General features: G+C 30.9%; 11 protein-coding genes. 7 read left to right on the top strand and 4 right to left on the bottom strand.

The features are described 5' to 3' along the window. Positions 1–411, top strand: a 411-nt coding sequence (locus FJV36_RS12835; RefSeq protein WP_158980918.1) for an integrase core domain-containing protein, incomplete at its 5' end; no start/stop codon positions are given. Between the two features lie 78 nt (positions 412–489). Here the strand turns inward: FJV36_RS12835 and FJV36_RS12830 are convergent. Continuing rightward, complete coding sequence (locus FJV36_RS12830) at positions 490–756, bottom strand: hypothetical protein (protein WP_158730002.1); 267 nt, start codon at positions 754–756, stop codon at positions 490–492. A gap of 388 nt (positions 757–1144) precedes the next feature. Further along, the gene (locus FJV36_RS12825; protein WP_158728729.1) at positions 1145–1594 is read right to left on the bottom strand and encodes a hypothetical protein; all 450 of its coding nucleotides are present in this window, start codon (positions 1592–1594) and stop codon (positions 1145–1147) included. 1 nt (position 1595) lies between these two features. On the opposite strand from FJV36_RS12825, the gene FJV36_RS12820 reads away from it, so the two are divergent. Beyond that, positions 1596–1835 (top strand): hypothetical protein, encoded by a 240-nt coding sequence (locus FJV36_RS12820; RefSeq protein WP_158728728.1) that lies wholly within the window; start codon positions 1596–1598, stop codon positions 1833–1835. Here FJV36_RS12820 and FJV36_RS16370 read toward each other — a convergent pair whose 3' ends face one another. Beyond that, on the bottom strand, positions 1836–1973 hold the full coding sequence (locus FJV36_RS16370) for a hypothetical protein (protein ID WP_199250884.1): 138 nt from the start codon (positions 1971–1973) through the stop codon (positions 1836–1838). Between the two features lie 245 nt (positions 1974–2218). On the opposite strand from FJV36_RS16370, the gene FJV36_RS12815 reads away from it, so the two are divergent. The 5 genes from FJV36_RS12815 to FJV36_RS12795 all read left to right on the top strand — a co-directional run bounded on the left by FJV36_RS12815 (position 2219) and on the right by FJV36_RS12795 (position 6164). Next, positions 2219–2965, top strand: coding sequence for a hypothetical protein (locus FJV36_RS12815; protein WP_158728727.1), 747 nt, complete (start codon positions 2219–2221; stop codon positions 2963–2965). Positions 2966–3149: 184 nt separating this feature from the next. Continuing rightward, complete coding sequence (locus tag FJV36_RS12810) at positions 3150–4202, top strand: hypothetical protein (RefSeq protein WP_158728726.1); 1053 nt, start codon at positions 3150–3152, stop codon at positions 4200–4202. Positions 4203–4471: 269 nt separating this feature from the next. After that, positions 4472–4909 (top strand): hypothetical protein, encoded by a 438-nt coding sequence (locus FJV36_RS12805; protein ID WP_158728725.1) that lies wholly within the window; start codon positions 4472–4474, stop codon positions 4907–4909. Positions 4910–4955: 46 nt separating this feature from the next. Beyond that, positions 4956–5246, top strand: a complete 291-nt coding sequence (locus FJV36_RS12800) for a hypothetical protein (protein WP_158728724.1) — start codon at positions 4956–4958, stop codon at positions 5244–5246. A 57-nt stretch (positions 5247–5303) separates the two neighbouring features. Next, entirely contained in the window at positions 5304–6164 is an 861-nt protein-coding gene (locus tag FJV36_RS12795; RefSeq protein WP_158728723.1) for a PD-(D/E)XK nuclease family transposase, read from the top strand. Positions 6165–6255: 91 nt separating this feature from the next. On the opposite strand, the gene FJV36_RS12790 is transcribed toward FJV36_RS12795, so the two are convergent. Next, a partial coding sequence (locus FJV36_RS12790) for an IS1182 family transposase (protein WP_233264556.1) occupies positions 6256–7894 on the bottom strand: 1639 nt, incomplete at its 5' end.

The raw sequence follows: 7894 nt of genomic DNA, 5'->3' as shown, positions 1-7894 counted from the left end.
AAAGATTTTTTCTCTTTTTCTATAAAACAAGACAAAGTAATCGCTTTTCTTTCAGATTTATTTTTGGAATACCAATACCCTGAAAGTGTTGTGATAAGAAGTGATAATGGAAGTCAATTTATTGCCAAAAGTGTTCGAGAATACCTTGGACTCATAGGAGTTCAGCAAGAATTTACACATGTAGCAACACCCGAAGAAAATGCGCATATTGAAGCCTATCATGGAATATTAAAAAAAGAAGTGTTCCAAAGAGTTGATTATAGAACTTTTGGAGAAATTGAGCTAATATTAAAAAGATATGTAATTTTCTATAATAATACTAGGCTACATGGCCTTTTAGGACGCATTACACCAATAGAGAAATGGAACCAGGACAAGCATCTAATTTTAATGAAAAAATTAACCGCATAAATAATAATCGAAATTTAGAATAATACTCTTGTTTTATAGGGGTCAAAACATGTAGTGTCAGAACGTTATGTGAGATTGTTACTCGTACTTTTCAAAATCACGAAATCTATTAATCATTGTAGTTAAACATCTTTTATACCCTTCCATTTCAATACAATTTAGAGTTAATTTAGAATCTGTAAAGTCCTCAACAACTTCATTAATTTGACGTAATTCACTTTCCAATTCAGATATTACACTATCATATTGGTTTTTCCATTTATTTTCTGACCTTTCTATTTTAGAAACTTCATAGTCAATTAGTTCTTTAATTTTTTTTGACACTTCTTTTAAATCTGTTTTCATTTTACGAGTTGTTTTAGCGACACGCAACCTCACATAACAGCTAGTAAGCAATAGTTGGGCATCGGGTTAAATTGATTAATTGTTTTGTACTTGTTATTGTTGTTTTTGGCTAAAATAATTGTGATTTCTAACTCCAACCATCGCCTACTAGCGGGACGTTATATGATAGCTTTCCTCAACAGACAGCTAAAGTAGAAGTGATAAAATATGTAAAAAGAAATGATTAAAAAATGGTTGAGAGCTAAACTTTATAAGTTCTTACAAGCCGAAGAGTACATAAAAGATGATTTTGACAAACAGCATTTAGGGTTTGTATATCTTGGATTAACTTCAATAGAAGACCACGAAAAGATTAAAAAGTACTACTTTGAACATAAAATTCATCAAATTAATTCAGGGGTTTAAGTTTACCACTTTTAATATCTTTTAATTGTGTTTCTATAAACTGTCTGTTGTGGGGTAATAGATTTAAAATTTTATCTAAACCCTCATCAGAAAGTTTAGTAAGATAGTGAAATTTATAATCTAAAAGTTCGTTATATTTTACTAACCAAGGCATAGAAAGTTCTAAAATTTTATCTTTTACATTTTCTTCCGAACGTTTAAAAACATTTTCAATTTCTTTTTTGTGCTCTAAAGTTAAATTTTCAATTTTTAAATCCACGTTCTTTTTAAATTGGTCAACATCATAATGCTTTATTATACTTTCTAAAGTTGAAACGTTTGTTTTCAAAGCTTTTATTTCAGAGTTTTTAAGTCTTATAACTAAAGCAATTCCGATACCTATTAAAAAGTTTATATAAGGCATTGCTTGTTGTGTAAATTCAGTAAAATTCATAATGTATAAAATTAAAAAAATAAAATGGTTGGACAGTTATGGCTGTACTAATAGGTGGGCAAAAATAGAAAGTATAGCAGAAAAATTAATCTGTGAAACAGTTGGTTTTGTAATATCAGAAACAGACGAACTAATATCACTTGCAAACTCAATAGCATACGAAACAGAAGAAACTGTTGAACAAGCTAACGGTGTTATGACAATACCAAAAGTAAGCATTATAGAGGAAGTGGAAATATAATTATTTCTTCTTTTTATCTTTAGCTTGAGTTAGTGCCGAAGCAGCAACAGACCTTTCAGCTTTAGTAGATTTTGGGTCTTTTAATACTTTAGATGCTTGACTTGCAACTTTAGGAGAAGTTTTTTCATTCTTTGCCATAATAATTAAAATTTAAGTGAAAACCAAAAGTAAGAATAAAATTAATAACTTTGGAAAAGAAAATTAAGCCATCATATAACAGCTACTAAGCATAATAGCGGCAAAAGGCTGAAATAAAAACGGTTTTGTACTTGCCGAAAAAAGTAACAACAGAAAAAATTGAATTTTAACCCCGCTACTACGCCTAGTAGCAAAACGTTAGCCGTCATTGTAGAGCGACACCGTAAAAATTGAACAAATAGAAAATGATTGACAATTTACCTAAATATATTTCACTGACTTTTGGATTGACAACAATTGCGACTTTATTGCTTTTTATTTGGGCAATTAAAAACTCAAATTCTGAACTTACACGAAAAAAAGCAACGCCAATTTTTATAGGTTTGACAATTTGGTTAACAATTCAAGCAGTTCTGACTTTAAAAAATATTTACAAATCTGATACAAACTCTTTTCCGCCAAAAATTATATTGACAGGAATTTTACCGACAATTTTGACAATTATTTTATTGTTTGCAACTTCAAAAGGCAAAAAATTTATTGATAGTTTGCCACTTAAAAACATAACTTACTTAAACATTGTGAGAATTCCAGTTGAAATAGTTTTGTTTTGGCTATTTCTTAACAAAGCAATTCCAGAATTGATGACTTTTGAAGGTCGTAACTTTGACATTCTTGCAGGAATAACTGCACCAATAGTTGCATATTTTGGACTGACAAAAACTAAACTGAACCGACAAACAATTTTAATATGGAATTTTATTAGCCTTGGACTTTTAGCAAATATTGTTGTGAATGCTTTATTTTCAGCACCTTCACCAATTCAAAAATTTGCTTTTGACCAACCGAATATTGCGATTTTAAATTTTCCGTTTAGTTGGTTGCCGACATTTATAGTTCCAATTGTTTTATTTGGACATTTAACATCAATCAGACAATTATTGAAATATAAAATAGAAATTAAAACGAACGAAAAAACAACGAACGGCTAACAGCAGTTACACAAGATGCAAGGATTTAGTGGAATTACCGTTTCGCATTGAACTTTTTACTTAATTAGAAAATATTCAGTCACGAAGCCTTGCACCTCGTGTAGCTGCGGAACGTTAGCCGTCAGTTTAGCGAAAATCTAGGAAGAACACAAAACCAAAAAACAACAGTATATAATTTTAAAAAATGAAAAATACCTTTTTTATATCCTTAATCGTCCTTTTGACTTCATTTAATGATTATCAGACAGAAGCTACTTATATAAATTTCGATTACGAATTGAAATATATGTTCTATAATAAAGAAAACTCGGTTTTTGTATCTAAATACAACGTCAAAGATTTTTTAAGATATGATCAAAGATTTGAACTATATACACTTCAGCGAAACGATAACTTATTCAATATAAAATTTTCAAATAATGAAATTGATTATGATTTGTCACGTTTTGAGCCTAATAGAGGTTTTTTTACTAAAATATTTGAAACTAAGGAAACGAAGATTATAAACAATTTAGTTTGTACAAAATACATTGAAAAATCTTTATACGAACCCGAACCTAAGGAAGTTTTTATTTCTAAAGGTCACAAAATTAATAATACTAATTTTTTAGTGAGTTTGGGACTTAAAACTGATACTGAGGTTAAAGGTTTAGTTGTAGAAATATATAGCACAAAGAAAAAAACTAATGAAATTAGTACAATCTTATCGCTCAAAGAAATCAAGGAAAATCAAAAATCTTTAAAGATTATTGACGAAAATTTAAATGAAATAGCTGAGCGATTCAAGAAACTTAAAAAAGATTATTATGATAAGCCAAGGGTGTATTATGGTAAAAATGTCAAAAACGGTGAAACGGTCGCTACTTATGTTACTGTTGAACATATTGATGATACAGAGTCTAAAAGTTTACCTCTAAAAGAAGAAAAAAAATATATAAATATTGCCGAAAAAAATCATAAATATTTTCATTTCAAAGATGGAAATTGGAATAAGTATGCCGAAAAAAATTTCAAATTCAAAACAAAAGATACTATTGGATATACTTATAATTTTAAAGCTTATTGCACAATTTCTAAGAATGGAGTTATTACAAAAATAACTGATGTTCAGCCAGAAGAATATAAGGAAGATTATACAAAATTCTTAAATTCGGTAAAAGACAGATGGATACCTGATGAAGAATATGGAGAAAAAATAGAATGTTCATATTACATCTTAACTAGAATTGTAAAATAAAACCGAACGGCTAACAGCCACTACAACGGATTTGGACATTGGGCTTAATGGAAAAATGGTTTTGTATTTGGGATGATTTGGCAAATCCGAAATAGGGCTTAATTTAGTCCCAAACCCGCTGTAGTGCCAGAACGTTGGCAGAAAATTTTGAGCAACGTTCGGGCTAAAAAACCACGAAAAAAAACAAAATCTTTTGCTGACGGTCGGAAAAGCCGAAACAGCGACTAAAAACAATCTGAAAGTAGGTAAACTAAACTATTTACACTTTTATGAAAAAAATTTCAATCTTGATTGCATCCGTTTCTTTAATTTCTTGTCAAAACAATGTCCCAAAATGCGACGATGCAGATGTTTTAAAAACTATCTACGCAATTATCAACGAGAATAAAGACAAAATTGAAAATACATATGGGCAACATCCATTAGGTCTTTATCCAGAGGAAAAAATAAATGCTGAAAACATAGAAATCACAGAAATAATGACCTCTAATAAAGATTCTGAACTAAAAAGTTGTGGTTGTGAGGCAAAGATTTCAATTGCAAATCTACAACATAATGGATTAGACTCTAACGGAGAGCTCGCAATTGAGCTAGACCAAAAAGCAAGAAATGAAGGAATGATACAATATACTGCTCAAAATAATTCAGAGGATAATATTATTGTAAAAGTAGAAAATATAACTCCATTGGAACTTAAAATGAAATAGCCTGATAAACAAAAGTAAACAAAAACAAAAAATTTTACAATTAAAGATGAAACCAGAAAATGTAAACCCAGGCAATTTTGAACTAATCGAAATAATATATGATAATAATGAATTTTCAATAGCTTATGGCATTTTTGAAAAGGGAAACAAGTGTATTGGAATGCGCTGGAATGGCGACGTAAATAATAACAATGACAAAGGGTATCCGAAAGTTTTCAAAAATCCAATGTGGTTTATTGTTCATCAAGACTTGATGAAGTTATTACTAAAAGGTTTACTCGGAGAGGATAACTCAAATAAAAAAGCATTGTTAAAAGCACTTGAAACAGAGATATAAATCAACGTTTTTCAAACATTTTTTTGCGTAAATTTGCATAATTAATTTATAGAAATAATGAGCAAGAAACTAATACGATTTGATTGGGCAATAAAAAGACTTTTAAGAAACAAAGCCAACTTTGTTGTGCTAGAAGGTTTTTTAAGCGAACTGTTGTTTGACAACATCAAAATTGAACAAATTCTTGAAAGTGAAGGTAACCAAGAAACGGATGATGACAAATTTAATCGTGTAGATATTTTAACTCAAAATTCTAAAAATGAATTAATTATCATAGAAATTCAAAACACCTACGAAATTGATTATTTTCATAGAATGGCTTATGGTGTTTCAAAATCAATTTCAGAAAACCTAAAACTGGGTCAGAAATATTTAGAAATCAAAAAAGTAATTTCGATAAATATTGTATATTTTGACCTTGGACACGGACAAGATTATATATACAGAGGTAAAACCGATTTTAAAGGATTACATCAAAACGATATTTTAGGGCTAACTACCAAACAAAAAGAAACTTTTTCTAAAGAAGAAGTCTATGAAATTTTTCCAGAGTATTATATATTAAAAGTAAATCAATTTAATGATATTGCAAAAGACACTTTGGATGAGTGGATTTATTTCTTAAAAAATAGCGAAGTAAAAGACGACTTCAAAGCAAAAGGCTTAAAAGAAGCTAATGATGTTTTGGATATTATGAAACTTCCAAAAGACGACCAATATGGCTATAACAGATATTTAGACAGTTTGCACTTAAAAGCAAGTGAAGTTTTTTCTTTACAAAGTGAAGCGGAATATAAAATCAAGGAAGATATTGCAAAAAAAGCAATTTTAAATAATGCAGAAAATGATTTTATTTCAGTAATAACGGGTTTAAGTATTGAGAAAATACAAGAATTGAGAAACGAAACGGAGAATTAAATCTTCTGCCAACACACGTAGCTGTTGCGCAACTCTCTTAAAAAAGTAAAATTTCAAGATAAGCGTAAAAAACAACCTCGTTTAAGGATTTTTAAGCGAGGTTTATTTTTGGTTTTAGGTTGTAGTTTGTAAAAATAAAATGCCTTAAAAAGTCAGTTTTCAAGTCAATGAAAGCTGTTTTTAGAGAAGTTGGTACTTTTGCTTGTATTTCACTTACAACTCCGGCTTTTGTTTTTGTTTTTTTGGTGATAAACTTCAAGTATTTCTTAAGATTATAGGTCAACGCTGCCATTAAAACGTGTTTGTTGGCTTGCTTGATTCCTCTTGTGTTTACGCGCTTCATATTGGTAAAATTGACCAACGTTCCTATTACTGGTTCTACGGTTTTACTTCTCACTCGCACCATTTGCTTGGCATAGCGTGCGTTTTGAGTCAGTTTTTGGTGCATTCGATCGTAGTGTTCCTTGTGGATGCTGTGATCTATCTTTTTATACTTAGTGCTTTTTCCGCAGCATTGTTCTCGTAGTGGACAGTTTTTGCAATCGCGCTCACTACTTCGATAGCTGTTTTTGGTGTAGCTTTTGCTATCGTTCTTTTCGCCTTTAAAGAGTAAAATGGCTTTGTTGGAACCTTCTTTGATGCATTCATATTGGTTGAGTTCTTTGTTGAAAATAAAACCTTCTCGCTCGGGTTTGTACTGTCCGAAGTTTGGAATATAGGCATCGATGTTTTTTTGGTGCAAATATTTTAACGCTTCTCCACTACTATAACCTCCATCGGCTAAAAGTTCTTCTAATTCAATGCCATTTTCATTTAGATTTTCCTCTGTTAATTCTACTATTTTTTGCACGCACTGACTATCGCGTTTGTCTGCAAAATCAGAACAGGCGCCTGTTATTACATGATGAGCATCGTCTACAGCTATTTGTCCAAAATAGTTTAACTGTCTTGCTTTTCCTGGTTTTACACTTACCCTAGCATCAGAATCGGTGGGAGAATAATGGGTGTGATTCGATACAAATCTCGGACGTATTGAATTGCCGTGTTCATCTACTTTATCAATGTTGAAGTTAGGATTGGGTTGGCTCTTGTAAGCTTCTTTTTTCCAATTATGGTGTTGTTCTACTAGTTTCTTTCTAGTGCTGGTAGTTTTAAATTCGCTGTTTTCTTCTAATTCATCTACAAAGGCACTGGCATCTTCCAATACTTCTTTCTCTACCAAACTATCCATAGAGGCATTGGCTTTGATAAAAACACTGTCCACGGCTTGACGCTTGCCGCGAATCATACCTTTGGAAACACATAGTTTTAAAACGGCTTTAAACAAACTTAAAAACACTTCTTCACCATATAACTGACGCGTGCGACTAATGGTGCTGTGCCAAGGCAATGCTTCGTCAATGTCATACCGAATAAAAAGGCGAACATCTAAACAATTTGAGCAATATTCGATGAGTTTCCTATCCGAATTTATGTTGTTTAAATAGCCTACCAAACAGATTTTGAAAAACACAACGGGATCAATGCTCTCCTGTCCTTCGTCTCCATAATACTTTGCAGTAGCTTTATATAAAAAATGAAAATCGATAGCTGTATCAAGCAATCGATAAAAATTATGCTCAGGAATCAGGTCCTGTAAATGAACTTGATAGAGCATTTTTGGCGTGAGTTCTTTTCTTCCTTGCATAGTTAAAAATACAATTTCTTTTACTTTTTTGCAAGTTTTTTTT

The organism is Flavobacterium sp. I-STPP5a (assembly GCF_009764685.1).
GTDB lineage: Bacteria > Bacteroidota > Bacteroidia > Flavobacteriales > Flavobacteriaceae > Flavobacterium.
The sequence above is the reverse complement of the archived record's forward strand: the minus strand, read 5'-3'. Positions and strand labels throughout refer to the sequence as shown.